The organism is Micromonospora sp. L31 (genome assembly GCF_052068075.1).
In the GTDB taxonomy this organism is placed as follows: Bacteria; Actinomycetota; Actinomycetes; order Mycobacteriales; family Micromonosporaceae; genus Micromonospora; species Micromonospora purpureochromogenes.
Map to the genome: position 1 here is coordinate 826,362 of NZ_JBQHDC010000001.1, position 24,388 is coordinate 850,749.

Here is a 24,388-nt window from a genome sequence, read left to right on the forward strand (position 1 = left end):
CATGTCCACCATGGCTGTCCCCGACGTCGCCGTCGCCACGGTCGACGAGGGGTTCTGGACCCGCAACCGCAAGATCGGCGCGGTCCTGCTGGCGCTGGGCGTGCTCGCCGCCGCGCTCTTCGGGGCGCTCGCCACCGACCGGCAGGCGCGCTTCACCCTCAGCGAGACCGAGGGCGGCGCGGCACTGGAGATCAACGGCACGATCGGCGCGATCCTCTTCGGGATCATCGCCGCCGCGGCCGGCGCCACCCTGCTGGCCGGGATCCCGAAGCGTTGGTTCACCCTGGCGCTCGGCGTCGGGCTGGTCGCCTTCGTGCTGAGCTTCCTCTGCTGGCAGGTGTCGGCCGCCCCCGAGGGCCGCAACTTCATGCCGCTGGTCAACATCGTCCGGGGCACCTTCATCCTGGCCCTGCCGCTGATCTTCGGCGCGCTGGCCGGCGTGCTCTGCGAGCGCTCCGGCGTGGTCAACGTGGCGATCGAGGGACAGCTGCTCATGGGCGCCTTCAGCGGCGCGCTCTTCGGCAGCATGTTCAACAGCGTGTGGGTCGGCCTGGTCGCGGCGGCGATCGGCGGGGCGTTCATCTCGCTGCTGCTGGCCGTCTTCGCGATCCGCTACCTGGTCGACCAGGTGGTCATGGGTGTCGTGCTGAACCTGCTGGCGGTCGGCATCACCGGCTTCCTCTACGAGCGGCTGATGCAGACCAACGCGCAGAAGTACAACAGCGCTCCCCGCTTCACCAACTGGGAGATCCCGCTGCTCAAGGACATCCCGCTGATCGGGCCGGCGCTGTTCCGCGGCAACATCTTCCTCTACCTGGGCCTGCTGCTGGTGCTGGTCATCCACATCGCGCTGTTCCGCACCCGGTGGGGCCTGCGGACCCGCTCGGTGGGCGAGCACCCGACCGCGGCGGACACCCTCGGCGTCAAGGTGCTGGGGCTGCGCTACCGCAACGTGCTGCTGGCGGGCGTGGTCGCCGGCATCGGCGGTGCCTCCTACACGCTGGCGCTCTACAGCTTCACCAAGAACATGATCGGCGGTAAGGGCTTCATCGCCCTGGCCGCGCTGATCTTCGGCCGGTGGAGCCCGACCGGGGCGCTGCTCGCGGCCCTGTTCTTCGGCTTCGCCGACCAGCTCGCCACCTACCTGGGCGCGATCGGCAGCAGCATCCCGAGCCAGTTCCTGGCGATGCTGCCGTACCTGGCGACGATCCTGGCGGTGGCCGGTCTGGTCGGCCGGGTGCGCGCTCCCGCAGCCGACGGCAAGCCGTACATCAAGGGCTGAGCCTCCGGCAGAGGCCAGATCCGTGCCCGGTGGGGGATACCCCGCCGGGCACGGTCGTTTCCGGGCCGGGCGGGTGCGGGCTGGTGTCGGCGGACACCAGGGATACCCCTTCCCGCGCCCGACCAGGGTGACTTGGGCAGAATGGTGGGATGACCGAGATCGACTGGGAGCGACTGCGGGCCGCCGCCACCGAGGTGATGCGGCACGCGTACGTGCCGTACTCGAAGTTCCCGGTCGGGGCGGCCGCCCTGGTCGACGACGGCCGGGTGGTGACCGGCTGCAACGTGGAGAACGCCGCGTACGGCGTCACGCTCTGCGCCGAGTGCGGGGTGGTCTCCGCCCTGCACGCCAGCGGCGGTGGCCGGCTCGTCGCGATGTCCTGCGTCGACGCCACCGGCGAGCCGCTGATGCCGTGCGGGCGCTGCCGGCAGCTGCTCTGGGAGAACGGCGGGCCGGAGTGCCTGGTCGAGTCCAAGGGCCGGCCGCTGCGCATGGCGGAGCTGCTGCCGCACGCCTTCGACGTGGCCGACATCGAGGCGGTGACCGGGGAGCAGCCGGTTCCGGTGGTGCCGGAGCGGCTGGCCGCCTGGCGGGGGCGGGGCACCGTCTTCGTGCACCCCGACATGTCCGCCGGGCAGCAGGTCTGGACGGCGTACTGGGAGCGGTCGGCGGGGGACGCCGAGGGCGCCGAGACCGGGGTGCTGGAGGAGGGCCCGAGCTGGGACGAGCCCGCCGAGGCGATCACCTGGGGGCACGCCCGGACGCCCCGGGTGGTGGTGGTCGACGCGAGCGGCACCATCTTCTGGGCCGGCGAGGGCGAACCGCCGATGGAGATCCCCACCCGCTGGCCCGCGGGCTGAACCCCTGCGCGGCGTACCGCCGATCAGCAGAACCAACAAGCAGAGGAACTCGACGATGAGTGCGTTCACGGCGGTCGACGTCATCCGTACCAAGCGGGACGGGGGAGTGCTGAGCGACGCCCAGATCGACTGGGTGGTCGACGCGTACACCCGGGGGCTGGTCGCGGACGAGCAGATGTCGGCGCTGGCCATGGCGATCCTGCTGCGCGGGATGACCCCGCCGGAGATCGCCCGGTGGACCGCCGCGATGATCGCCAGCGGCGAGCGGCTGGACCTTTCGCCGGTCTCCCGGCCGACGGTGGACAAGCACTCCACCGGCGGGGTCGGTGACAAGATCACCCTGCCGCTCACCCCGCTGGTCGCGGCCTGCGGCGGCGCGGTGCCGCAGCTGTCCGGGCGCGGCCTGGGGCACACCGGCGGCACGCTGGACAAGCTGGAGTCGATCCCCGGCTGGCGGGCGGCGCTGAGCAACGACGAGTTCATCTCCCAGCTGCGCGAGGTCGGCGCGGTGATCTGCGCGGCCGGCGAGGGGCTGGCCCCGGCCGACCGCAAGCTGTACGCGCTGCGCGATGTCACCGGCACCGTCGAGGCGATCCCGCTGATCGCCAGCTCGATCATGAGCAAGAAGATCGCCGAGGGCACCGGTGCGCTGGTGCTCGACGTCAAGGTCGGTTCCGGCGCGTTCATGAAGTCCGTCGACGACGCGCGGGAACTGGCCCGGACGATGGTCGAGCTGGGCGGCGCGCACGGCGTGCGGACCGTCGCCCTGCTCACCGACATGTCCACCCCGCTCGGCCTGACCGTCGGCAACGCGGTCGAGGTGACCGAGTCGGTGGAGGTGCTGGCCGGGGGCGGCCCGGCCGACGTGGTGGAGCTGACCCTGGCACTGGCCCGGGAGATGCTGGACGCGGCCGGCCTGCCGGACGCCGACCCGGCCGCCGCGCTGCGCGACGGGCGGGCGATGGACGCCTGGCGCAGGATGATCCGCGCCCAGGGCGGCGACCCGGACGCGCCGATGCCGACCGCCAACGAGGTCGAGGTGGTCCGCGCCCAGGCCGACGGCTTCGTCGAGTCCGTCGACGCGTACGCGATCGGGGTGGCCGCGTGGCGGCTCGGCGCCGGGCGGGCCCGCAAGGAGGACCCGGTCAGCGCCGCCGCGGGCGTGGTGCTGCACAAGCGGCCCGGCGACCCGGTCCGGGCCGGCGACCCGCTCTACGAGCTCCGCGCCGACCAGGCCACCCGGATCCCGGCGGCGCGGGCCGAGGCCGAGCTGGCGGTCCGGCTGGCGCCCACCGCGCCGACCCCGTCGTCGCTGGTCATCGAGCGGATCGGCTGAACGGCCGACCGCCCGCGACCGGTCGGCCGGTGGGGGAACCTCGGCATGGTGCCGACCCGCCACGGGCGCTATTCTCCCAGCCCAGGGGGAGAGGTCGGCGGTGACGCCGGCGCGAGCAGACAGGGACTTCGACCGTGTTGGTACCCGCCCCCGATCCCCGGGAAGTCCGTGAGGCGAGCCTGGACGAGCTGTCCCGGTTGCGCCTGCCGTTGCCGCCTCCCCAGTTTCCGCTGGTGTGGGAGCCGGGTGACGAGATCGAGTTGCGTCCCACCGGGGAGATCGAGGCGCGGATCGCGGTCCTGCACCTGATCCTGGCCCGCTGCTTCGGGATGCCGCCGCAGGCGGCGATGAGCTGGCTGCTCGACTCGCACCTGGTCGAGATGGTCACGCCGCCCGAGTGGCAGTTCGTGATGGGCGGCAAGGGCGACCACCGCTCGTTCGTGCTGCACCACGACGCGCTCTTCTCGCTGGCCTGGGTGCTCGGCCTGAGCAAGCAGCTCGACCCGACCATCCCGGTCGACGAGCGGTTGGTGGAGCGGATGCCGCACCTCGCCGGCGGGGAGACGTTCGGCCAGTGGCGGGCCCGGATCCTGGCCGCGCCGCAGCACCCGGCCGACGCCGCCGCCCTGCTGGATCTGCACTACTGCCTGGACTGGGCGTACCTGGAGGCGGAGAAGCGCGGCCAGCCGCTGCCGGGGCTGGTCGACGCCAACGCGATCGGCCAGCGGCGCTGGGCGCTGGAGTGGGCGGTGATGTTGCGCGGGCCGTACCACGACGAGCCGCCGGGCTGGGAAGAGGTCGACCTCTCCACCTGAGCCGGGGTCAGCGCGGCCGCCAGACGGTGAGCCGGACGGCGGCGGTGACCGCGACCGGCTCCGGCAGCGCGGCCATCCGGGCGGCGAGCCGTTCCGGGTCGGTGTGCCAGGCGCTGGGGCCCATCCCGACCAGGGTGGCCACCTCGGCCCGGCTCAGCCGTAGCCGGGCGGTGTGCGCGGCGCCGCGCTCCTCGGTGAAGTGACCGGCCAGGCTGTCGGCGACCCGGTCCGCCTTGGCCGGGTCCACCCGCAGCAGGTCGAGCGCGTCGACCAGTTCGGCGAGGTGCGCGTCGGTCGGGGTGACCACCAGCAGCGCCCCGGCCGGGTCGAGGACCCGGCGGAACTCGGCGCCGTTGCGCGGGGCGAAGACGTTCAGCAGCACGGCGGTCGAGGCGTCGGCGAGCGGTAGCCGCTGCCAGGTGTCGGCCAGCGCCGCCGCGGCCCTCGGGTGGGCCCGGGCCGCGCGGCGCAGCGCCGGCTTGGAGACGTCCAGGGCCAGACCCACCGCGTCGGGCAGCGCCGCCAGCACCGCGGCGAGGTGCCGGCCGGTCCCCGCCCCGGCGTCCACCACCAGCGGGTACGCCCCGACGTCCGGCTCGCCGTCCGCCCGCCGGCCGGCGCTGATCGGGCCGGCGACCCGGGTGGCCGCCTCGGCCAGCGCGGCGGAGATGACGTCGTAGTGCCCGGCGGCCAGGAAGTCCGTCCGGGCGGCGACCATGTCGGCGGTGTCCCCGACGTGCGGGGCGCGGCCGGTGAGCAGGTTGACGTACCCCTGCCGGGCGACGTCGAAGCTGTGCCGGCGCGGGCAGCGCAGCGCGCGGGTGTCGGGGGCCGCGTCCAGTGGTTCGGCGCAGACCGGGCAGCGCAGCCGGGCCAGCACGGCCGGGGGCATCCCGGCCCGGGGCTGCTCGGGCGGGTGCGGCGCGGTCACCCGGTGAGCCTACGTGAGCGGCTCGGGGCCCCGGCCGGACGCGGGTTGGGCGGCGCCGGTCCCGGCCAGCCGGTCGACGACCCGGTGGGTGAGCCGGTCGAGCGCGGCCAGCTCGTCCGGCTCCAGCAGGTCGATCAGGTGCCGGCGGACGGCGGCGACGTGGCCGGGGGCGGCGGCCTCGATCGCCCGTCGGCCCTCGGCGGTGAGCACCACCACCGAGCCACGGCCGTCGGTGGCGCACTCCTCGCGAATGACCAGCCCGCGCTGCTGCATCCGGCTCAGGTGGTGGGAGAGGCGGCTGCGCGACCAGAGCATCCGGTCGGCCAGCTCGCCCAGCCGCAGCCGCCCGTCCGGCGCCTCGGAGAGATCCGAGAGCACGTCGTAGTCGGGCTCGGAGAGGCCGGCGTCACGAATCAGGTCGCGGGCCAGCTGGAGGTCGAGCAGCCGGCGCATCCGGCGGTAGCCGCGCCAGGCGCGGTTCTCGCGGTCGTCGAGCCAGCGGGGTGCGTCCATGTCGGCCAGCCTAGCCGGATGGTTGACACGTCATCTACATCGCTCCTAGGTTGGTGACATGTCAACCAGATTGTGGGAGCTTTTCGGTGAGCGGGGTCGCGGCGTCCTGGTGACGCTGCGCCGCGACGGCCGGCCCCAGCTGTCCAACCTCGACTACCTCGCCGAGCCGGGCCTGATCCGCTGCTCGACCGTCGGCGACCGGGCCAAGGCGCGCAACCTGCGCCGCGACCCCCGGGCCAGCTTCCACGTCACCACCCCCGACGGCGGCGCGTACGCCGTCGCCGAGGGGATCGTCACCCTCACCCCGCCCGCCGCGACCGAGGACGACGCCACCGTCGAGGAGCTGGTCGAGGTCTACCGCCGGATCCGGGGCGAGCACCCCGACTGGGCGGAGTACCGGGCGGCGATGGTCGCCGACGGGCGGCTGGTGATCCGGCTCGCCGTCGAGCGGGTCTACGGCTGGCGACCCTGAGCCGGCTCACCGTCGCGTCCCTGAACCCGGTCGACCGGCCCGGTCAGCGGGGGCCGCTCCCGCTCGGGGCCGGCTCGTCGAACGACCGGTGCGCTCCGGCGACCACGCAGCCGGGCCCGGGCAGCCGATAGAACGCCCAGCCCGAGAGATAGCTGCCGTTCGCCTCCTGCTGCCGCAGATGCACCGCGAGCATCAGCCCCGCCGGGATCCGGTCCGGATGGATCACCAGCAGCCCGTCCTCGGGTCTGTTCAAGGTCACGGCGGCGTCCGGCCCGAGCATGACGGAGGGGTCCGATCGCACCTGGGCGCCCCGGTCCCCGGGCGGGCAGGCGGCCTCCGGCCGGGTCTTGACCAGCGTCGCCCGGGCACCGATGCGACGCAGTTCCTCGTTGACCCGGGTCGGGTCGGCGGTGTCGGCCACGGTCACCGTGACCGTGCCGTCGGAGGCCGGCGCGCTCGCCGACAGCGTCGTCGTCGTCCCCGCGGGTGGCTGCGGGCGGCCGGCGACCACCGCCGCCGTGCCGGCCGCGGCCAGCGTCGCGAGCCCGACGGCGACGACGGCTAGTCGCCGTCGCGCGGCGGTCACCGGTCGCCGCCGCGCCGGGGCGATCTCGCGGAGCAGCGCGTCACGGCGTACGCGGACCCGTTCGGCGGGCAGGTGCGGCAGGTCCGGGCGGAGCGGGCTGTGGTCCATCGGGTCGGTCCTCCATCGCGAGGTCGGCGAGCACGCCGGTGCGCAGCTGACGGTGCGCCCGGGCCAGGCGGGACTTGACGGTGCCCAGCGGGATGCCGAGCGTGACGGCGGCCTCGGCCTGGGTCTGTCCGAGCCAGACGCAGGCCTCCACCACCTCCCGGTCCCGGCGGGCGAGCCCGGCGAGGTGGCGGTGCACGGCGGCCACCCGTCGCTCGGCGTCCACCCGCTCGACGACCGCGTCGGCGTGGTCGGCGGCGGGCTCGGGCGGCGGCACCCGGTCCAGCGCGGCCCGGTGCCGCCGCAGCGACCGGTGGTGGTTGCGGCTGACGCCCAGCGCGATGCCGTAGAGCCAGGGCAGGACGCTCGCGCCGTACGGCACCATCGCCCGTCTTCGTCGCCAGGCCTCCAGGAACACCACCGAGACCAGGTCCTCCGCGGCCGACCACGCTCCCGTACGCCGCAGGCAGTAGCCGAACACCGCGTCCGCGTGCCGCTCGAAGAGCGTGCCGAAGGCCGTGGTGTCACCGTCGAGGCTCCGGGCCCAGAGCTCTCGGTCGTCAGTCATGTCGCGCCCTCCCTGCCCCTGTCATGTCCGTACGGGGTGGTGCGGTTCACGGCGACTCGCCGGCCCGGCGGTCCCGTCCCTGGGTCGGTCGGGGGCTGACTAGGGTCTGAGCATGGTCGCAATCCGATACGAGGACATCGTCAAGGTCCCCAAGGCGCTGCTGCACGATCATCTCGACGGCGGCCTGCGGCCGGCGACGGTCGTCGAACTCGCCGCCGAGGTCGGTCACGAGCTGCCCACCACCGACCCGGAGGCGCTCGGCCGCTGGTTCGTGGAGGCGGCGAACTCGGGTTCGCTGGAGCGCTACCTGGAGACCTTCGCGCACACCGTCGCCGTCATGCAGACCGCGCCGGCGCTGCGCCGGGTGGCCCGGGAGTGCGCGCTCGACCTGGCCGCCGACGGGGTGGTCTACGCCGAGGTGCGGTTCGCCCCGGAGCAGCACCTGGAGCAGCACCTCACCCTGGACGAGGTGGTCGAGGCGGTGGTGGCCGGCTTCGTCGAGGGCAGCGAGCAGGCCGCCGCGGCCGGCACGCCCGTCCGGATCGGCACCCTGCTGACCGCGATGCGGCACGCCGCGCGCTCGCAGGAGATCGCCGAGCTGGCGGTGCGGCACCGGGACACCGGGGTGGTCGGCTTCGACATCGCCGGCGCCGAGGCGGGCTTCCCGCCCACCCGTCACCTGGACGCCTTCGAGTACCTGCAGCGGGAGAACTTCCACTTCACCATCCACGCCGGCGAGGCGTTCGGGCTGCCCTCGATCTGGCAGGCCATCCAGTGGTGCGGCGCGGACCGGCTCGGGCACGGGGTACGGATCGTCGACGACATCACCCCCGGGCCGCCGCCGGTGCTCGGCCGGCTGGCCGCGTACGTGCGGGACAAGCGCATCCCGCTGGAGCTGTGCCCGTCGTCGAACGTGCAGACCGGTGCCGCCGCCTCGATCGCCGACCACCCGATCGGGCTGCTGCGCGACCTGCGGTTCCGGGTCACGGTCAACACCGACAACCGGCTGATGAGCGGCACTTCGATGTCCCGGGAGATGGCGCTGCTGGTGGACGCCTTCGGCTACGGCTGGAAGGAGCTCCAGTGGTTCACCATCAACGCCATGAAGAGCGCCTTCATCCCGTTCGACGAGCGGCTGCGGATCATCGACGAGGTGATCAAGCCGGCGTACGCGAAGCTGCTGGCCTGATCAGTGGTGCGGGTGGCTGGCGACCAGGCCGGCCACCCGCCGCAGCACGTCGCGCGCGCGGGCGGCCTCGGCGCCCAGCCCGGTCTGCCGGCGCAGCACCGCCGGCTCGGCGCGCAGCAGCGCCACCCCGCGCCGCAGCAGGACCTTCGGCGCCTTGCGCTGCTCGGCGAGGTCGCGGGTCAGCCGGCGGACGAAGGTCGTGCCGCGCGGGCGCCGCAGCGCGTACGCCCCGGCCAGCAGCCCCCGGCGGCGGCACTCCTCGACGATCTCGGCGGCGAAGATCCCTTCGGCGACGAAAAGTGGCGATCCGGCCACCTCGAATGGCCGGGTGGCCACCCGTCGGTCGGCACCGATCGCATAAACCGGCACTTCGGCCTTGCCCTCCTGGGCCAGTCGGGCAATTGTGTCCACGGCCGTCCCGGCATCCCACGAGTCGGGCGAGTCCCAGTCCACCTGTCCGTTCTGGCGCGGCAACGTAGGGTCATCGCCGTCCTTGTAAAAGTCGTCGAGGCAGAGCACCGGAAGTCCGGTTCGATGGGCTATATACGACTTTCCAGAGCCGGAGGGGCCAGCGAGCAGGACAACGCGGTGACGATATTCCATTACGTTCGGTAACTCCGGCCAGACGGATTGCTATCAAATTGCATCAACATCTCATCACACCTTCGGCGACCGCCAACCTGGGCTTTCTCTTTCCGGGGCGGCGTGATGGAATCTCGGAGGTCCGACCCGCCGGGTCGGTCGCTGGGCGTTGCCCGGGGCAACGCGGGGACGCTGCAATCGCGAGGGCGGTGACGTGAGCAAACGGCCGAAGACGGCGGGCTCCTTCCTGTCGCGGCTACGCCGGCCGGCTGGCCGGCTCCGCGACATGCCGATCTGGTCCAAGCTCGGTCTCATCATGATCGTGCCGACCATCGCCACGGTCGTCGTGGGCACCAGCGGTCTGGTGGACCACCTGCAGACGCTCAACAATGCCAACCGGGCGGGCGAACTGGCCAACCTGGTCGGGTACTCGGGTGACCTGGTCAACAGCCTCCAGGACGAGCGCACCGCCGCCGTCCTGCTGCTGGGCGCGCCCAAGGGCCAGCCCCGGGACCAGTACCAGGAGGCGTACAACCGGGTCAACCAGCGGGTCGACCGGGCCAAGGCGCCGTACTCGCAGCAACGGCTGGAGATCGATGATCTCCCGGCCAGCCTCGAGACGCTGCTGGACCGGATCGACCAGAATCTGAGCGACCTGCCCGGCACCCGGAGCCAGGTCTACAACGGCAAGCTCAGCCTCAGCAACGCGATCGGGTCGTACCAGGGCCTGATCGACCAGCTGATGAGCGTCCGCGACTCGACCACCCAGCTCGCCGGCGACAACGACCTGAGCGACCGGATGCGGGCCGCCGCGGCCGTCGCGCGGGAAAAGGAGTTCCTGTCGCTGCGCCGGGTGGCGGTGCACCGGGTGCTCCTGCAGAAGGCGTACATCGCTCCGCTGCGCGACGACTTCATTCGCAGCCAGCAGGGCGGGGAACTGGCGACACAGACCTTCCAGTCGGTCGCCAACCAGTCCGAGCGCGAGCTGTACCGGCAGACCGTCGCCGGCTCCGACCTGCGTCAGGCGCAGGCCTACAGCGGCTTCATCAAGTCCCGTGACACCGAGAGCATCGCCGGGGTCGAGTTCGGCACGGACCAGTGGGACGCGGCCATGGTTTCCAACGCCGCGCTGATCCGTGCCGTCGAGGTCAAGCTCGACGGCAACGTGGTCCGGCAGGCCGACGAACTCCGCTCCGACGTGCAGCGCCAGGTCTTCCTGGAGACCGGCCTGCTGCTGAGCATGCTGCTGCTGGCGATCCTCTTCGCGTACCTGGTCGCCCGGTCGATGGCCCGCTCGCTGCGCGACCTGCGCCAGGGCGCCCTGTCCATCGCCCAGTACGGCCTGCCGCAGGCCGTGGCCCGGCTGCGCGACCCGCAGGTCAGCGGCCAGCTCTCCCCGGCGCAACTGGCCAACCAGATCGCCGAGCCGCTGCCGGTGCGCAGCAAGGACGAGTTCGGCCAGGTGACCGAGGCGTTCAACGCGGTCCACCTGGAGGCGGTCCGCACCGCCGCCGAGCAGGCCGCGCTGCGCTCCTCCGTCGCGACGATGTTCGTCAACCTCGCCCGCCGTTCGCAGATCCTGGTCGACCGGCTGATCGGTCACCTCGACCGGCTGGAGCGCGGCGAGGAGGACCCGGACCGCCTGGCCGAGCTGTTCCAGCTCGACCACCTGGCCACCCGGATGCGCCGCAACGACGAGAACCTGCTGGTCCTCGCCGGTGCCGACTCCACCCGGGTGCAGCGCGAGCCGGCCGCCCTGATCGACGTGCTGCGCGCCGCGCAGTCCGAGGTCGAGCACTACACCCGGATCGAGTTCGGGATCATCGACCGGGACATCGAGGTCGCCGCCCACGCGGTCAACGACATGGTGCACCTCGTCGCCGAGCTGTTCGACAACGCGACCGCGTTCTCGCCGCCGGACTCGCAGGTCATGGTCGAGGCGCGCCGCATCGGCGACCGGGCCACCCTCTACGTCGAGGACCACGGCATCGGCATCAGCCAGGAGCAGCTGGGCGACCTCAACGAGCGGCTCGCCACGCCGCCCCAGGTCGACGTCGCCGTCTCCCGGATGATGGGCCTGGTCGTGGTCGCCCGGCTGGCCTCGCGGCACGGCGTCAAGGTCGAGCTGCGTCCCGGCTCCGATCGGGGCACGGTGGCCGAGGTCACCATGCCCACCTCCGTGCTGGTCCCCCGGGCGCTCACCGGTCGCGGCCAGCCCGCCCCGGCGCTGCCCGCGGCCACGCCCAGCCCGCAGCAGTTCGGTGCGGCCCCGACCTTCGGCGCGGCCCCGGCCTTCGGCGCGCTGCCCGCGCTGGGCAACGGCCCGACGCCGACCCCGCGTACCGGCGAGTCCGGCAACCAGGTCACCCTCGGCGGGCGGGCGTTCGACCCGGCCCCGCACGGCTCGCCGGCCAACGCCGGCGGGGGGCGCTCCATGCCGGCCTGGTCGGACCTGACCGGTGCCAGCGCGCTCAACGGTAACGACGGCTTCACGCCCCGCTCCACCAACGGGCAGCAGATCGACCCGCTGCCGCAGCGGCGGTCCGGCGACACCGACCCGGTCACCGGCCAGCAGCCGGTGATCCCGCGGCAGCTGCCGAGCAGCCCGGAGGCCCGCCCCTACAGCGCGCCGCCGGTCCCGCCGGTGTCCGCGCCGCCGCTCCCGCCGGTCTCCGGCGCCCCGGTCTCGGGTTACCCGGTCTCGGCCTCGCCGTACTCGGGCCCGCCGGTGTCGGCCTCGCCGTACTCGGCGCCGCCGGCCTCGCCGTACTCCGCACCGCCGGCCTCGCCGTACTCGGGGCACCCGGTCTCCGCCCAGCCGTACTCGGGTCAGCCCGTGTCGGCCGCCCCGGTCTCCGCCCAGCCGGCGTCCGCGCCGCCCCGGCAGAGCCCGCCGAGCCCGGCCGCCCCGCCGGCCTGGCCGCCGGTGCCGAACCAGGAGCAGGCCGCCCCGCCGGTGCCCGAGCGGCTCGCCGCCGCGCTGGACATGACCACGGAGCTGCCCCGGGTCGCACGCCCCGAGCCGACCCAGCAGACCGCGCAGCCGTCCGCGCCGGCCACCCCGCCGGCCGTGCGGCAGCCCGCCGCGCCGCAGGTCCGCGCGGCGCAGCCGGCCCCGGTGAACCGGCCGCCGACTCCGCAGGAGACGGCGAACCGGCAGCGGTACGCGGACGAGACGATGGAGCTGCCGATCTTCCGGGAGCTCGAGTCGGCCTGGTTCCGTACCTCCCGCAAGCCGGGTCCGGAGGAGGCGGCCGCTGCCGCCGCGGCCGCCAAGCCGGCGGCCAATGGCACCGCGACCCAGCAGATGCCCGCCGTCGACGCCCCCGGTCGCTCCGTCCCGAACACCGCACCACGGACGACAGGTAACGCACCGATGGCAAACACTCCGATGGCCGGAGGGACGCCGCGCGACAACGGCTCGGCGACCAACGGCGGCGGCCGCCCCGGTCAGGCCGAGGGTCTGCCCACCCGCCGGCCCACCGCCCCGCAGTCGGCCGGCTGGCAGACCGCGGCCGACGACGGCTGGCGTGCCGCCGTGGCGGCCTCCGAGGTGCCGGTGGCGGCCACGACCGAGACCGGTCTGCCGAAGCGGACGCCGATGGCCCAGCTCGTCCCGGGCGCGGTGGAGAAGCCGACCATCTCGGCGCAGCGGCGTACGCCCGAGGCGGTGCGTGGTCTGCTGTCGGCCTACCACCGCGGCGTGCAGCGCGGGCGCAGCAACCCCTCGGACAGCAACCCCACCAGCTCGGAGGCGACTCCGGGAGGGCAGCAATCCTCGCAGTCTGGCTCCGGCCCGGCGGCCGGTAGCGGGCAGAAGGAGCAAGAAGGATGACAACTACGCAGGATCTCGGTTGGCTCCTCGCCAACTTCGCCGACCGGGTGCCCGGTGTCGCGCACGCGGTCGCCGTCTCCGCGGACGGCCTGCTCCTCGCGTCGTCACGGGACCTGCCGCGCGACCGGGCCGACCAGTTGGCCGCCATCGCCTCCGGTCTGGTCAGCCTCACCCAGGGCGCGGCCCGCTGCTTCGAGGGTGGCGCGGTGTTGCAGACCGTCGTCGAGATGGACAACGGTTTCCTGTTCCTGATGTCCATCTCCGACGGTTCCTCCTTCGCGGTGCTGGCCGCCCGCAGCTCTGACGTGGGCCAGGTCGGCTACGAGATGGCCCTGTTGGTCGACCGGGTGGGCGACGCGCTGACCCCGCAGCCCCGCACGGCCGTCGGGATGATGGGCTGACCGAGCTGACCACCGGGTCGGCACGGCAGCAACGACACGACAACAACGACGAGTTCCACCGGGCGAGAGCCGGTGCCGGGTACGAAGGAGGTGAGCGGCGACATGGCCGATCGTGACGAGCCAACCGGAGCGTTGGTCCGTCCATACGCCGTGACCCGTGGTCGTACCCGTCCCCGGCTCGACATCGCCATGGAGGCGCTCGTCGAGACGACGGTGCGCGGTCGCGCCGCTGCCAGTGGCAACGGCGGTCAGGGCCGCGAACACCAGTACATCGCCGCGCTGTGTGACGGACGCGTGCAGTCGTTGGCCGAGATCGCGGCGCGAATGCAGCTTCCGTTGGGTGTGGCCCGGGTGCTCATCGCCGACATGGCGACGGATGGCCTGGTCGCGGTCCACGAGCCGACCATCCTGGACGACTCCGACGACGCGGTGGGCACTGAACTGCTGGAGAGGGTGCTGAGTGGACTTCGCAGGCTCTGACATGTCGCACCGGCCGCCGGCCCCGAGCGGGCGCGTGACGTCGGCGAAGATCGTTATCGCCGGTGGATTCGGCGTCGGCAAGACGACCTTGGTCGGCTCGGTCTCGGAGATCACGCCGCTGACCACCGAGGCCATCATGACCAGCGCGGGCGTGGGCGTCGACGACACCCGGCAGGTGCCGGGCAAGACGACGACCACGGTGGCGATGGACTTCGGCCGGATCTCGATCGACCGGGACCTGATCCTGTACCTGTTCGGTACGCCGGGCCAGACGCGGTTCTGGTTCATGTGGGACGAGCTGGTACGCGGCGCGATCGGCGCCGTCGTCCTGGTCGACACCCGCCGGCTGGCCGACTGCTTCGCGGCGATCGATTTCTTCGAGCACCGGCGGCTGCCGTACCTGGTGGCCATCAACTGCTTCGACGGGATGCAGTACCACGACCCGCAGGATGTCCGGGACGCGCTGGCGATCTCGACGGACGTGCCGGTGGTGGCCTGCGACGCCCGGAACCGGGAGTCGACCAAGCACGTGCTGATCTCGCTGGTCGAGTACGTGCTGACCATGCGCCGCTCGCGCGCGGTCGCCCCGGCCTGACCGGCCTCGACGCGCCCGGTGGCGGCTTCGGCCGACGCCGGGCGCGTCTGCGCGTCCCGGGCCAGCCAGAACTCGATCTGGCGGCGCTCCGCTGCCTGCTGACCCGGTCCCGAGTGGACGCACCGACAGCCCCGAGCGCCGTAGCCCCGCGCGCCCAGCAGCCCCGCGCGCCGGTGGTGCCGGTGCCCGGGGCTGCGGGTGGGAAGAGGGTCGGGAGAGGGCTTGGCCGAGGGTCAGGAGACCCGGGCCCAGCTCCCCTGGGTGAGCTGGTAGACGCCAGCGAGTCGCGCTCCATCCCGCCGTGCGGATCGGCGCGAAGGCGTACCACCCGGCCAGCAGGTGGAAGGCGCTTTACCCGGGTTCAGGAACGGTAGCCGGCCGACCGGAACTCGTACTCGCGGTCGTCGTCGCGCTCGGCCGGGTCGCGGCTGAAGTCCCAGCCGCCGGCTGACTCACGACCCGGTCGCCCGCCGACCGCGAACCCGCCGATCTCCTGGCCGCGACGCCAGCCGCGGAAGTAGCCGGTGGTGTTCTCGGCGAGGCTCGCCGCGTCGCGGACGATCCGCAGCGGACGCTCCTCGCGCAGCGGCGAACCGGGCACCAGGTTGGCCTGCGGGACCCGCTTGGGCAGGCCGGCGGAGGTCTCCGCGCCGACCGCCGGGCGAGCCGCCTGCTCGGCGGCCTGCCAACCGGTGTCGGCGGTGGTCGACCAGTCCAGCTCGGACTCCTCCTCGCTGTGCCCGACGAACCAGGCGGACCTGGCCTGCGCGAAGATCAGCAGGTCGCCGTCGCCCTCGTCGGAGATCGGCGGGGGCCGGTGCTCCATCGGTGCGGGGCGGCGCTCCGCCGGCTCGGGCCGGCGCTCCGGGCCCGGCCGGTCCGCCCGGGAGGCACGCCCGGAACGACTCGCCTCCTCGCGGTCGACCAGCCGCAGCGGGGGCGTCTCCAGGCGCGGGTCACCGCCCGGGGCCGGACCGTCGCGCAGGGCCCGGTCCGCCAGCGGCGGCGGCTCGACCAGCCGCAGCATCGGCGGCTCCGGCGGCAGGTCGTCGGCGAGCCACGGCGGGGTGACCCGACGCTCCGAGCCGGGGTCGGTCGGCGCGTCCACCTGCCGGCCCGCGCGCTCGCCGTACGACGGCACGACCGGGTTGTTGGCGGAGCTGTCGGCCGGGTCCTCCGGGTTGTTGACCAGCGGCCAGTTCGCCCGGGAACCGGGCGGAGCGGACTCCGCCTCGGGGCGCGGGGTCGGCACCGGGATGCTCAGGTCGGTGGCGCTGAAGCCGCCGGTGGGCGCCGACAACGCGCCGTTGGTCTTCGGGCGGGGCGGGATGACCGTGCGCTGCCGCTCGGCGCGGGCGCTGTTGATCGCCGCCGTGGTCAGGGTCGGCCGGAACGGCTCGCCCGCCTCGGCGGGGGGCACATTGCCGCGCTGCGCCGGGGCGATCGGCGTGATGCCGGGCGGCGGCGGGGGCGGTGCGGAGACCGGACGGTTGGTCGGGGGGTCCCGACGCACCACCGGCATGGCGGGATCGGTGCCCCGACGCACGGCGGGCATGGCCGGGTCGGTGCCCCTGCGGACCAGCGGCATGCCCGGGTCGGTGCCGCGGCGCACGGCGGGCATGCCCGGGTCGGTGCCCCGGCGGACCAGCGGCATGCCGGGGTCGGTGCCGCGGCGCACGGCGGGCATGCCCGGGTCGGTACGCGACGGCGGCGCCGAGGTCGGGCTGGCCGCGGCGGCGGGAGTGACCGGCGCGGGCGCGACCGGTGGCGGCGCGACCGGGGCCGGTGCGACCGGCGGCGGACCGAGCGGCCGGGGGATGGACGGCAGTGACCCGCCGGAGACCGGCTCGGGCCGGCTGCGCCGGCCGGTGGGGGTGGGGCGTTCGGGCTCGGCCGGCCGGACGGTACGCAGCCCCGTCGTGCCGCCACCGAGGGCGGACAGCTCGCCGACCGGCTCGCCGCGTCGGGCGGCGGCCCGCCGGCCGGGTGCCGGAACAGGCGTGGTGACCCGGGCGCTGAGCGCGCCCACCAGGGCCTCGCAACCGGCGTCGCAGGCCCGTACCGCGGCGACCGCCTGACGGACGGTCTCCGCGACGGCGGAGGTGAGCGCCCGGTTGACGGTGGCCCGGCGGGGGGTCTCGGAGATGGCCACCCGCAGGGCGGTGACGGCGGCATCGATCTCGTCGGGATCGGCCACGCCGTCGGCGGCCAGGTGCGCGGCCACCGCCTCGGCGGCGACCGAGATGTCGCGCCCCTGGGCGGTCGTGCCGCCGAGCATGCCGGGCTCGGGGAGGGCGTCGAGCACCGCGAGCGACACCGGCTCGGCCGGGTCCGGGTACGCCCGGAGGGCGGCCGGGTAGAGCTCGCGCAGCACCTCGCGCAGCGCCACGGCGGCCGAGTGGCGACCGGTGGACAGGGCGGCGTGCGCCGCCAGGACCTGCTTGAAGCCGGCCAGGTCCCGGGGTGCCGGCAGGGTGACCGCGGAGAGCGCCCCGGCCTGCAGGGCGCGGGCCAGGCCCACCGCCCGCCGCTCGGCCGGCGGCGACTGCATCTCCTCCAGCGAGTCGTCGTCGGCGAAGCGCTCGGCGAAGTCGTCGACCGAGTCGTCGTCGGCGATCGCGAGTGGACGCCCGGCGGCGCTCAGCAGCGAGGTGACCGTGTGGTCGTCGCTGTCGGCCGCGATCGCCGCGCCACTCGGTCCGCCCGACCGCTCCACGAGCAGCGCGACCAGCTGGGCGTAGCCCGTCGGGTCGTCACCGATCTCGCAGACATGCAGCAGCCGGCCTGCGTCGTCGACCACAGCGGACGTCAGCGACGATCCGGCCGATGCCGGTCGGTCGGCCGGATCCGCCGAGGCCAGACCGCAGTACACGCGCACGAGCGCCACGGCGTCGTCCTCCTCCCGGGACACAGGTCTTTTCTCTGCCAGAGACTGATGCTCCCCGCTCGGGGTCAGTCGCGCCAGTCCACGACAGCAGAGATCTTGCCGACAATGGTGCGCCAACCCAAGCTTGCGGTTTGTGCCCCGATTTTCTTGAGCCGCCGCCGGCCGAGGAAACCACCGATTCCGCCGTTGACAGATGCCCTCAGCGCCTCGTCCAGGTCGTCCAGGCTGGAGCCGGCGGAGAGCATGTCGAGCACCGCGGGTAGCCGCAGCGCGTACGACAGGTCACGGGCCACCTCACCGGCCTCGATCAGCAGCGTCGGGTCCCACGTGTCGTGCCCGCCGCGCAGGTTCTCCACTACCAGGTCCAGCTCGTACATGTCCTCGTCGAGCGGCGCGATGTCGGCCGGTTCCACCCGTTCGGACAGTTCATTCCAGCTGTCCAGTTGGGACATGTCGTTGGGCGCGCCGGAACGGATGAAACTGACCAGCGCCTCGGGGGTCTTGAAGAGCAGCAGCCGCCCCTTGTGGGTGAGGAAGACCGGCACCTCCTCGTCGGCCGCCGCGTCCTGCTCGTCCTCCTCCTCCGCCTCGGACTCCTCGTCCTCGGCGTCGGCCTTGCGCTTGCGACCCGCGGGCCGGCCGGCCTCCTCGTCCTCCTCGGCGGAGAGCGCGGCGAACTCCTCGTCAAGGATCACCACCTCCTCGTCCTCGGCGTCCTCGGCCTCCACGACCTGGCGGCGGGCGAGGAACGGGTCGTCCTCGTCGCGCTCGGCGACGTCGGTCGGGGTCAGCTCCCGGGCCGGCCGGTACGCGCGCAGCGTGAAACCGGTGCCGGCGGGGAGAGCGATCTCCACCGGGTCGATCCGCAGCTCGTCCCAGAGGGAACGGTCGGCCGAGCCGCGCTCCACCTCGGGCTCGACCGGCCCGTCGGTGGCGTCGAGCTCGGGCTCGTCGGCGTCGGGCCGTTGGGGCGACTGGCGGGCCACACTGACCTCCGGGTGCGTCGGGTTGCCCACTCGCCGACACTTCCGGTCGGCTAGTGACTCTGGGCACATACCCTAGTGGTCAGCCCGGCGGGACCGGACCCCGCACCCCGCTGGCGATCCGCAAGGCGGACAAGTAGCGTTACTACGTATGAGGGCTCAGGCGCTGCACGGACACCTCGACGCGCTGCTGCTCGCGGTGCTGGAGCAGGGCGCACTGCACGGCTACGCCATCATCGAGGCGCTGCGGGCCCGCAGCGACGGCAACCTCGATCTGCCCACCGGCACCATCTACCCGGCCCTGCGCCGGCTGGAGCGGGCCGGGCACGTGGCCAGCTCGTGGAGCACCGTCAGCGGCCGGGAGCGGCGCACGTACGAGCTGACCGACTCCGGCCGCCGGGCGCTGGCCGGCGAGCGGGCCGGCTGGCGCGAGTTCAGCGCGACGGTCGGCCGCTTCCTCGGCCCCGACACGCCCCCCACCGCCCCCGCCTGACCGCACCGCCCCGGCTCGCCGACCCGCCGCCCACCGGCGCCGCTCCCGCAGCCTTCGTCCGTCATGATCGTCTGCACTTCTCCGGCTCGACACGCCGGCTGGCCCGTCGGAAAACTGCAGACGATCATGGACCGGCTCACGCCGTGCCGGTTCGGTGCCGTGCCGGGCCAGGCGGCCGCAGCGTCGCGCCAGGCTGGGCCGGGCGCGCGTCGAGGCGGCGGGTCAGTGGGCGGCGCGCAGCCAGCCGCGGGCGGCCCGGGCGAGGGAGAAGTAGCCGGCGCCGACCAGCACCGCGCCGATGATCATCGGGGGCCAGCTCAGGGCGGCGTCCCAGAGCTGCACCGACCAGGCGAACAGGGCGACCCCGACGACCGCGCCGAGCGCCAGCGCGCCGGTCAGGCCCAGCCCCACCAGCCGGCCGGCCACCGGCACATCGGCCCGACCGCGCCGTGCCGCGCCCGCCCCGAGCACCAGCGCGGCCAGGGCGAAGCCGGCCACGCCGAGCCACACCCAGTTCACCGAGGCGGAGAGCAGCTGGTAGCCGGCGGGCGGTGGCGGGCCGCCGCTCCAGCTGGAACCCCGCCAGGTGAGGTCACCGGCGACCAGCAGGACCAGGGCCACCGCGAACGCCCGTACCGACAGCCCCCGCAGCGCTGCCGCCGCCAGTTCCGCCTGGTAGGCCGGCGCCAGCTGGGCCGGTGCGCCGAACTCGGCCACCGCCCGTCGCTCCGCCTCCGCCGCCGACAGCCCACCCTCCCGGTACGCCTCGGCGGCGTCGTCCAGCGCGTCCCGCAGCTCGACCATCAGCTCCGCCTTGAGCCGGGCCGGCCCGCGCAGCCGGTCGTCCAGCTCGCGCAGCCGGTCCGCCACCCGTACGTCTTCGCAGCCCCGCATGGGGCCACCCTGTCACGTGGACGGGGCGGCCGCGTCGGGGAGATTCCCGGAACCGGGCTCAGGGGGCCAGGGCGAGGTACCCCCGCTCGGCCGCCGCCTGGAGCAGCCACTGGTCGCGGTACCAGCCGGGGGTGGCCATCAGCTCGGCGTGCCGGCCGCGCTGGACCACCCGCCCGGCGTCGAGCACCACGATCTCGTCCAGCCCGTCGAGGCCGCTGAGCCGGTGGCTGATCAGCAGCACCGTGTGCCCGGCCGGGGTGGCGGCCAGCGCGGAGGCGAGCACCGCGTCGGCGGCGGCCGGGTCGAGCCCTTCGGTGGGCTCGTCCAGCACCAGCACGCCCGGGGCGGCGAGCAGCGCCCGGGCCAGGGCGAGCCGCTGCCGCTGCCCGCCGGAGAGCTGGCCGCCCTCCTCGCCGACCACCGTGTCCCAGCCGTCCGGTTGCTCGCGTACCCAGTCGAGCAGGCCGGCGGCCCGGGTGGCGGCGGCCAGTTCCTCCTCGTCGGCGGCGGGCCGGCCGAGCAGCAGGTTGTCCCGGACGGAGGCGTGGAACACGTACGCCTCGGCGAGCAGCCCGCCGATGGCGCGGGGCAGTTCCTCGGCCGGGTACGCCGACAGGTCCACCCCGTCCAGGGTGACCCGGCCGGCGTCGGGGTGCACCGCGCCGGTGAGCACGGCGGCCAGGGTGCTCTTGCCGGCGCCGCTCGGCCCGACCACGGCGACCCGGCGGCCGGCCGGAAGATCCAGATCGATGCCGTCCAGGGCCGGGGCGGCACCCTCCCGGTACCGCACGGTCACCCCGTCGAACCGCACGTCGTGCCCGGCCCGGGAGGCCACCGTCGCCCCGCCGTCGGGAGCGGTCGGGGCCGGCGCGGTGTCGAGCAGCGTGGCGACCCGGTCGAGGCCGGCGCGCAGCTGGGTGCGCTGCCGGGCCGCGCCGACCAGGGCCAGCGCGATCTCCACCGCGGCCAGGGTGCCGACGGCCAGCACGCCGACCAGCACCCCGTCGACTCCGGCGCGCAGCGCGGTGAGCACCACGCCGGCGGCGGTCAGCCCGGCGACCAGCACCCCGGCCGCGTCGACGGCGAACCCGGTCCGGGCGAGCCGGCGTTCCAGCCGGGCCAGCCGGTCGGCGCGGTCGGTTGCGGCCCGCAGCGCGTACCCGGTGGCGCCGAAGGCGGCCAGGTCGGCTGCGCCGTGGGTGAGGTCGACGGCGTCGGTGGCGAGCGCCCCGCGCAGCGGCGCGACCTCGTCGGCGGCCCGCCGGGTCAGCGCGGTGGCCAGTACGGGCAGCGCGACCCCGGCGACCAGCAGGCCCACCGCGAGCACCCCGGCCGAGGGTGGCGAGACCAGCGCGGCCCCGCCGACGGCCAGCAGGCTCACCAGCGCGGCGGCGGCCCCGGGGACGAGCACCCGCAGCAGCAGGTCCTGGACGGCCTCGACGTCGGAGACGAGCCGGCTCAGCGCGTCCCCGGACCGTTGTTCGGCGGGCCCCCGACGGGCAGCGAGGGTGGCGAAGACCCGGGCCCGCACGTCGGTGATCATGCGCAGCACGGCGTCGTGGCCGGCGAGTCGTTCGGTGTAGCGGAACACGCCCCGGCCGATGGCGAGCGCCCGGACGGCGACGATGGCGACGGTGAGCCGGTCCAGCGGCGGTCGGCCGGCGGCGCTCATCAGCAGCCAGGTGGCGGTGGCCATCAGCGCCAGTCCGGCGAACTCCGTCGCCGCGGCGAGCAGCCCCGCGCCGACCAGCCGGCCGAGGTACGGCCGGGCCAGCCGCAGCACGGTCCGCTCCGCGCCGGTACGGACGGTGCCGGCGCCGGCCGGTGGTGGCGGCACCTCCGCCGGGGTCGGGCCGCCGGTGTCGCGGCCCTCCGGGTGGACTCCTCCGGTGCTCATCGGGTCGCCTCCACGGCGGGGATCGGGGTCAGCTCGGTGACCCGGCCGTCCTCGATCCGGAGGATCCGGTCGGCGTCCGCCAGCAGCGCGGGCCGGTGCGCGACCAACAGCGCGGTACGCCCCGCGACGAGTCGCCGGGTGGCGGCCAGCACCACCGCCTCGCTGGCGCTGTCGAGCCGGGCGGTCGGCTCGTCGAGGAGCACCAGCGGGGCGTCCCGGAGGAAGGCCCGGGCCAGCGCGACGCGCTGCCGTTGCCCGCTGGACAGGCCGTGCCCGCGCTCGCCCAGCGTGGTGGAGAGCCCGTCGGGCAGGTCCGCGACCACGTCCTGGAGCGCGGCGTCGGCGACCGCCGTGGCGAGCGCCGCGTCCGGGGTGTCGGGGGCCCCGAGGCGGATGTTGTCGGCGAGCGAGGCGGCGAAGAGGTGCGCCCGCTGCGGCACCCAGGCGACCTGCCGGCGCCAGGCGTCCCGGTCCACCTCGGCCAGGTCGACGCCGTCGACGGTGACCCGGCCGGAGGTGGGGGTGACGAAGCCGAGCAGCAGGCCGAGCAGGGTGCTCTTGCCGGCGCCGCTCGGCCCGATGACCGCGATCCGCTCGCCGGGCCGGATGGTCAGGTTGACCTCGCGCAGCGCGGTGGTCCGCTCGTACGCCACGGTCACGTCGGTGAAGCGGATCTCGCCGTGGCCGTCCGGCGCCGGGGCCGGCTCGCCGGCCGGTGCGGCGGCGGCCGGGGCGGCGGAGACGGTCAGCGCCTCGTCCAGCGCGGTGAGCCCCTCCATGCTGGCGTGGAACTTGCTGCCGGCGGCCCGCAGCGGCAGGTACGCCTCCGGGGTGAGCAGCAGCACCAGCAGCGCGGTGGAGAGGGTGATCCCGCCGCTGAGCAGCCGGATACCGACCGGCACCGCGACCAGCGCCACCGACAGGGTGGCGACCAGCTCCAGCACCAGCGCGGAGAGGAAGGCGATTCGCAGGGTCTTCATGGTGGCGACCCGATGCCCGTCGGCCATCCGGCGCACCACGTCGGTCTGGGCCCGGGCCCGGCCGAAGGCGCGCAGCGTGGGGAGCCCGGCGACCATGTCGAGGAAGTGCCCGCCGAGCAGCGACAGCCGTCGCCACTGGCGTTCGGTGGCGGCCTGCGCCTGCCAGCCGAGCAGCGCGCCGAAGACCGGGATCAGCGGGATGGTCAGCGCGATGATCAGCGCCGACCCCCAGTCGGCGAAGACCAGCCGGGCCAGCACGGCCAGCGGCACGGTCACGCTGAGCACGAGCTGCGGAAGGTAGCCGGTGAAGTAGGCGTCCAGCGCGTCCAGGCCCCGGCCGGTGAGAGTGGCGAGCTGACCGGCGCGCTGCCCGGCGACCCAGCCCGGCCCGTGCCGGCCGACGGCGGCGAGCAGGTCGGCGCGGAGCGTCGCCTTCACGGTGGCCGCCGCCCGCGCCGCGACGGTGCCCTGCCCCCAGGCGACCAGCGCGCGTGCGCCGACGGCGGCGACGAAACCGGCCAGCGCCACCGTGTCGAGCCGGCCGTCGATCGCGGTGGCCAGCAACGCGGCGAGCGCGGTGGCCTGGGCCACGACCAGCAGCGCCGTCAGCCCGCCGAGAACCGCGAGCACGGCGAGGTCGCGCCGGGCCGCGGGGACCCGACGCAGCAGACGCGGGTCGAAGGGACGGCGGTTCACCAGTACACCGGTGCCCTGCCGTCGGTCCGTCCCCGGAAAACCCACCAGCACATCGCCTGAAAGCCTAGTAGGGCCGGCAGGAGCGGCAGCGTCAGCCAGCCCAGCAGCCGCAACGTCGGGCCGCTGGCCGCCGCGTCGGCGACGCCGAGCGAGGCGGCCGGGTCGACGGTGGAGACCAGCACCGAGGGCCACAGGGTCGCCCCGACCAGCGCCACCGGCAGCGCCAGCGCCACGCCGGTGGCGGCGAAGGCCACGCCGGGCCGCCCCCGGCCCAGTGCCGCCCGCGCCACCAGCATCGCCGCGACCAGCGACAACGGCAGGAGTACGGCGAACAGCGGGCGCGCCGCGGCGGCGCGTACCCGGTCGGAGAGCAGGCCCAGGACGGTGGCCGTGGCGACCGCGGCGAGCGCCACCGGGATCAGCCGGCGGGCCAGCCGGCCGACCGCCGCGGCGTCGGCGGCCGGCAGCCGGAGGGTGAGGAAGCTCGCACCGTGCACGGCGACCAGGGCGAGCATCGCGAGCGCGGCAGCGGCGGCGAACGGGGTGGCCAGGTGGGTCACCCCGGCGACGTGACCGTCGGCGTGCCGGGGTACGCCCTGGAGCAGGCCGCCGAGCAGCGCGCCCCAGCCCAGCGCGGCGAGCGCGCTCCCGGCGACCACCACCCGGTCCCAGCGGGCGCGGGTCGCCTCGGCCGTGGGTCGGCTGCGCAGCTGCACCCCTGCGGTCACCAGGATCACCCCGACCAGCGCCCCGACCACGGCCGGGTAGAAGCCGGAGAGCAGCTCGCCCTCCAGCGTGGGGAAGGCGCCGAAGAGGATGCCGACGGCGGCGACCAGCCACACCTCGTTGCCGAGGAAGAACGGGCCGAGCGCGGTGAGTGCCGCGCGCCGGCGGGCCGGGTCGGTGCCCCGGGCCAGCAGCAGCCCGACGCCGTAGTCGTAGCCGCCGAGGACCAGGTACGTGGCGAAGAAGAGCCCGAGCAGGGCGTACCAGGCGAGTTCCACGGTC

At 74.8% G+C, this 24,388-nt stretch carries 22 protein-coding genes; 11 read left to right on the plus strand and 11 right to left on the minus strand.

Going from position 1 to position 24,388, the window contains the following annotated elements:
• Position 1 precedes the first annotated feature (1 nt).
• From ACTMS9_RS04095 to ACTMS9_RS04110, 4 genes are all read left to right on the plus strand, one after another.
• A complete protein-coding gene (locus ACTMS9_RS04095) occupies positions 2–1,282 on the plus strand; it encodes an ABC transporter permease (protein WP_441164157.1) in 1,281 nt (426 codons plus the stop codon).
• Between the two features lie 149 nt (positions 1,283–1,431).
• The gene (locus ACTMS9_RS04100) at positions 1,432–2,142 is read left to right on the plus strand and encodes a cytidine deaminase (protein ID WP_088964039.1); all 711 of its coding nucleotides are present in this window, start codon (positions 1,432–1,434) and stop codon (positions 2,140–2,142) included.
• Positions 2,143–2,197: 55 nt separating this feature from the next.
• The gene (locus tag ACTMS9_RS04105; protein WP_441164158.1) at positions 2,198–3,478 is read left to right on the plus strand and encodes a thymidine phosphorylase; all 1,281 of its coding nucleotides are present in this window, start codon (positions 2,198–2,200) and stop codon (positions 3,476–3,478) included.
• A 134-nt stretch (positions 3,479–3,612) separates the two neighbouring features.
• Positions 3,613–4,293: a DUF4272 domain-containing protein gene (locus tag ACTMS9_RS04110; RefSeq protein ID WP_154939685.1), complete on the plus strand. Its 681-nt coding sequence runs from the start codon at positions 3,613–3,615 to the stop codon at positions 4,291–4,293.
• A 7-nt stretch (positions 4,294–4,300) separates the two neighbouring features.
• Here ACTMS9_RS04110 and ACTMS9_RS04115 read toward each other — a convergent pair whose 3' ends face one another.
• The gene (locus ACTMS9_RS04115) at positions 4,301–5,185 is read right to left on the minus strand and encodes a putative RNA methyltransferase (RefSeq protein WP_441164433.1); all 885 of its coding nucleotides are present in this window, start codon (positions 5,183–5,185) and stop codon (positions 4,301–4,303) included.
• A 48-nt stretch (positions 5,186–5,233) separates the two neighbouring features.
• Positions 5,234–5,737, minus strand: coding sequence for a MarR family winged helix-turn-helix transcriptional regulator (locus ACTMS9_RS04120; RefSeq protein ID WP_441164159.1), 504 nt, complete (start codon positions 5,735–5,737; stop codon positions 5,234–5,236).
• 58 nt (positions 5,738–5,795) lie between these two features.
• Here ACTMS9_RS04120 and ACTMS9_RS04125 point away from each other — a divergent pair, with 58 nt between their 5' ends.
• Positions 5,796–6,209, plus strand: a complete 414-nt coding sequence (locus tag ACTMS9_RS04125) for a PPOX class F420-dependent oxidoreductase (protein ID WP_441147356.1) — start codon at positions 5,796–5,798, stop codon at positions 6,207–6,209.
• A 43-nt stretch (positions 6,210–6,252) separates the two neighbouring features.
• Here the strand turns inward: ACTMS9_RS04125 and ACTMS9_RS04130 are convergent, their stop codons facing one another.
• Together ACTMS9_RS04130 and ACTMS9_RS04135 are read right to left on the minus strand one after the other, a co-directional pair.
• Positions 6,253–6,903, minus strand: coding sequence for a hypothetical protein (locus tag ACTMS9_RS04130; protein ID WP_441164160.1), 651 nt, complete (start codon positions 6,901–6,903; stop codon positions 6,253–6,255).
• Positions 6,836–7,468 (minus strand): RNA polymerase sigma factor, encoded by a 633-nt coding sequence (locus ACTMS9_RS04135; RefSeq protein ID WP_377604621.1) that lies wholly within the window; start codon positions 7,466–7,468, stop codon positions 6,836–6,838. Before ACTMS9_RS04135 ends, ACTMS9_RS04130 begins: the two co-directional genes overlap by 68 nt.
• Positions 7,469–7,580: 112 nt before the next feature.
• Between ACTMS9_RS04135 and ACTMS9_RS04140 the strand changes: the two genes are divergently transcribed.
• Positions 7,581–8,657, plus strand: a complete 1,077-nt coding sequence (locus tag ACTMS9_RS04140) for an adenosine deaminase (protein WP_441164161.1) — start codon at positions 7,581–7,583, stop codon at positions 8,655–8,657.
• Here ACTMS9_RS04140 and ACTMS9_RS04145 read toward each other — a convergent pair whose 3' ends face one another.
• A complete protein-coding gene (locus tag ACTMS9_RS04145; RefSeq protein ID WP_441164162.1) occupies positions 8,658–9,068 on the minus strand; it encodes a hypothetical protein in 411 nt (136 codons plus the stop codon).
• 385 nt (positions 9,069–9,453) lie between these two features.
• On the opposite strand from ACTMS9_RS04145, the gene ACTMS9_RS04150 reads away from it, so the two are divergent.
• The 4 genes from ACTMS9_RS04150 (at position 9,454) to ACTMS9_RS04165 (ending at position 14,550) form a co-directional block, all read left to right on the plus strand.
• Positions 9,454–13,074: a nitrate- and nitrite sensing domain-containing protein gene (locus ACTMS9_RS04150; RefSeq protein WP_441147348.1), complete on the plus strand. Its 3,621-nt coding sequence runs from the start codon at positions 9,454–9,456 to the stop codon at positions 13,072–13,074.
• A complete protein-coding gene (locus tag ACTMS9_RS04155) occupies positions 13,071–13,475 on the plus strand; it encodes a roadblock/LC7 domain-containing protein (RefSeq protein WP_132186590.1) in 405 nt (134 codons plus the stop codon). The genes ACTMS9_RS04150 and ACTMS9_RS04155 overlap by 4 nt, the downstream gene beginning before the upstream one ends.
• Before the next feature lie 102 nt (positions 13,476–13,577).
• Positions 13,578–13,955, plus strand: a complete 378-nt coding sequence (locus ACTMS9_RS04160) for a DUF742 domain-containing protein (protein WP_088964879.1) — start codon at positions 13,578–13,580, stop codon at positions 13,953–13,955.
• Position 13,956: 1 nt separating this feature from the next.
• On the plus strand, positions 13,957–14,550 hold the full coding sequence (locus tag ACTMS9_RS04165; protein ID WP_088964027.1) for a GTP-binding protein: 594 nt from the start codon (positions 13,957–13,959) through the stop codon (positions 14,548–14,550).
• A gap of 361 nt (positions 14,551–14,911) precedes the next feature.
• Here the strand turns inward: ACTMS9_RS04165 and ACTMS9_RS04170 are convergent, their stop codons facing one another.
• Together ACTMS9_RS04170 and ACTMS9_RS04175 are read right to left on the minus strand one after the other, a co-directional pair.
• Positions 14,912–17,461 carry a transposase gene (locus ACTMS9_RS04170; protein WP_441164163.1) on the minus strand — a complete coding sequence of 850 codons (2,550 nt, stop codon included), beginning with the start codon at positions 17,459–17,461 and terminating at the stop codon, positions 14,912–14,914.
• Positions 17,462–17,502: 41 nt separating this feature from the next.
• On the minus strand, positions 17,503–18,453 hold the full coding sequence (locus ACTMS9_RS04175) for a DNA primase (RefSeq protein WP_441164164.1): 951 nt from the start codon (positions 18,451–18,453) through the stop codon (positions 17,503–17,505).
• A gap of 118 nt (positions 18,454–18,571) precedes the next feature.
• On the opposite strand from ACTMS9_RS04175, the gene ACTMS9_RS04180 reads away from it, so the two are divergent.
• The gene (locus tag ACTMS9_RS04180; protein WP_154939662.1) at positions 18,572–18,913 is read left to right on the plus strand and encodes a PadR family transcriptional regulator; all 342 of its coding nucleotides are present in this window, start codon (positions 18,572–18,574) and stop codon (positions 18,911–18,913) included.
• Between the two features lie 222 nt (positions 18,914–19,135).
• Here the strand turns inward: ACTMS9_RS04180 and ACTMS9_RS04185 are convergent, their stop codons facing one another.
• Genes ACTMS9_RS04185 through ACTMS9_RS04200 form a run of 4 tightly spaced genes read right to left on the minus strand, consistent with a single transcriptional unit; the run spans position 19,136 to position 24,384 of the window.
• A complete protein-coding gene (locus tag ACTMS9_RS04185; protein WP_441147340.1) occupies positions 19,136–19,807 on the minus strand; it encodes a permease prefix domain 1-containing protein in 672 nt (223 codons plus the stop codon).
• A 58-nt stretch (positions 19,808–19,865) separates the two neighbouring features.
• Positions 19,866–21,704 carry a thiol reductant ABC exporter subunit CydC gene (gene cydC, locus ACTMS9_RS04190; protein ID WP_441164165.1) on the minus strand — a complete coding sequence of 613 codons (1,839 nt, stop codon included), beginning with the start codon at positions 21,702–21,704 and terminating at the stop codon, positions 19,866–19,868.
• Complete coding sequence (gene cydD / locus ACTMS9_RS04195) at positions 21,701–23,380, minus strand: thiol reductant ABC exporter subunit CydD (protein ID WP_441164166.1); 1,680 nt, start codon at positions 23,378–23,380, stop codon at positions 21,701–21,703. Before cydD ends, cydC begins: the two co-directional genes overlap by 4 nt.
• Entirely contained in the window at positions 23,377–24,384 is a 1,008-nt protein-coding gene (locus ACTMS9_RS04200; RefSeq protein ID WP_441147334.1) for a cytochrome d ubiquinol oxidase subunit II, read from the minus strand. Before ACTMS9_RS04200 ends, cydD begins: the two co-directional genes overlap by 4 nt.
• Positions 24,385–24,388: the final 4 nt, after the last annotated feature.

Bases quoted from the DNA above. Each gene is read 5' to 3' on its own strand.
- ACTMS9_RS04120 (WP_441164159.1), bottom strand. From the start codon at position 5,737: ATGGACGCACCCCGCTGGCTCGACGACCGCGAGAACCGCGCCTGGCGC.
- ACTMS9_RS04180 (WP_154939662.1), top strand. From the start codon at position 18,572: ATGAGGGCTCAGGCGCTGCACGGACACCTCGACGCGCTGCTGCTCGCG.
- ACTMS9_RS04165 (WP_088964027.1), top strand. From the start codon at position 13,957: ATGTCGCACCGGCCGCCGGCCCCGAGCGGGCGCGTGACGTCGGCGAAG.
- ACTMS9_RS04115 (WP_441164433.1), bottom strand. From the start codon at position 5,185: ATGCCCCCGGCCGTGCTGGCCCGGCTGCGCTGCCCGGTCTGCGCCGAA.
- ACTMS9_RS04155 (WP_132186590.1), top strand. From the start codon at position 13,071: ATGACAACTACGCAGGATCTCGGTTGGCTCCTCGCCAACTTCGCCGAC.
- ACTMS9_RS04140 (WP_441164161.1), top strand. From the start codon at position 7,581: ATGGTCGCAATCCGATACGAGGACATCGTCAAGGTCCCCAAGGCGCTG.
- ACTMS9_RS04185 (WP_441147340.1), bottom strand. From the start codon at position 19,807: ATGCGGGGCTGCGAAGACGTACGGGTGGCGGACCGGCTGCGCGAGCTG.
- ACTMS9_RS04095 (WP_441164157.1), top strand. From the start codon at position 2: ATGTCCACCATGGCTGTCCCCGACGTCGCCGTCGCCACGGTCGACGAG.
- ACTMS9_RS04125 (WP_441147356.1), top strand. From the start codon at position 5,796: ATGTCAACCAGATTGTGGGAGCTTTTCGGTGAGCGGGGTCGCGGCGTC.
- ACTMS9_RS04100 (WP_088964039.1), top strand. From the start codon at position 1,432: ATGACCGAGATCGACTGGGAGCGACTGCGGGCCGCCGCCACCGAGGTG.
- ACTMS9_RS04135 (WP_377604621.1), bottom strand. From the start codon at position 7,468: ATGACTGACGACCGAGAGCTCTGGGCCCGGAGCCTCGACGGTGACACC.
- ACTMS9_RS04130 (WP_441164160.1), bottom strand. From the start codon at position 6,903: ATGGACCACAGCCCGCTCCGCCCGGACCTGCCGCACCTGCCCGCCGAA.
- cydC (WP_441164165.1), bottom strand. From the start codon at position 21,704: ATGAGCACCGGAGGAGTCCACCCGGAGGGCCGCGACACCGGCGGCCCG.
- ACTMS9_RS04160 (WP_088964879.1), top strand. From the start codon at position 13,578: ATGGCCGATCGTGACGAGCCAACCGGAGCGTTGGTCCGTCCATACGCC.
- ACTMS9_RS04105 (WP_441164158.1), top strand. From the start codon at position 2,198: ATGAGTGCGTTCACGGCGGTCGACGTCATCCGTACCAAGCGGGACGGG.